We start from the raw sequence: 1,023 nt of genomic DNA, 5'->3' as shown, positions 1-1,023 counted from the left end.
TGTTTAGGAAACGGATACAAACAAAAACAACACTTCAATGCGAACATGTGTGCTAAAATAGATGTATATGCCAAAACGAAAGGAGACCGTGTTCGTCATGCTGCATCATAAAGCCTACAAATTCCGCATTTACCCGACGTTAGTGCAGGCCACGCTTATTAACAAGACGATTGGATGCGCTCGATTTGTGTTTAATCGGTTTCTAACCCGATGGAACGACTCGTACACAGAGACAGGTAAAGGTTTAAGTTATGGTGCATGCTCTGCTGAACTCACAAAATTGAAACAAGAAATAGACTGGTTGAAAGAAGTAGACAAATTTTCTCTGCAAAATTCACTACGGAATTTGAGCGATGCTTACAATCGCTTTTTCAAAAAACAGAACGATGCACCCCAATTCAAAAGCAAGAAAAATCCTGTACAGTCTTACCAAACCAATTACACAAATGGAAACCTTGCAGTTATCGATAATCATATCAAGTTACCTAAGCTTGGACTTGTGAAGTTTGCCAAAAGTCGTGAAGTCGAAGGACGTATTCTGAGCGCTACGGTTAGACGTAATCCAAGCGGCAAATACTTTGTGTCTGTCCTTGCAGAAGTGGAAGTGCAACAGCTTCCAGAAACAAATTCAGCCATTGGAATCGATGTTGGCCTGAAAGACTTTGCCATTCTATCCAGTGGAGAAGTGTTTGGAAACCCCAAATTTTTTCGCACACTGGAAGAGAAACTGGCAAGGGCACAGCGCACACTTTCACGAAGGATTAAAGGCAGCTCCAACTGGAACAAACAACGCATCAAAGTGGCTCGAATACATGAAATAATCAGTAATGCCCGTAAAGATTACTTGGATAAGGTCTCCACGCAGATTGTCAAAAACCACGACATCATTGCGATTGAAGATTTACAAGTAGCCGACATGGTCAAGAATCATAAGTTAGCCAAGGCGATCAACGAAGTTTCCTGGTCCCAATTTCGCTCGATGCTGGAGTACAAAGCGAAGTGGTATGGTCGTATTGTTGTAGC

The 1,023-nt window shown here is 42.0% G+C and carries 1 protein-coding gene; it reads left to right on the top strand.

Features of this window, described 5'->3' with window-relative positions; all coding sequences use genetic code 11:
- Window positions 1–97: 97 nt before the first annotated feature.
- Window positions 98–1,023: IS200/IS605 family element RNA-guided endonuclease TnpB (tnpB, locus tag E2980_RS23930; RefSeq protein ID WP_135154718.1), on the top strand; the 926-nt coding region annotated here is incomplete at its 3' end.

The organism is Cohnella luojiensis (genome assembly GCF_004564235.1).
GTDB lineage: Bacteria > Bacillota > Bacilli > Paenibacillales > Paenibacillaceae > Cohnella > Cohnella luojiensis.
This window is presented reverse-complemented; position numbering and strand designations above follow the sequence as displayed.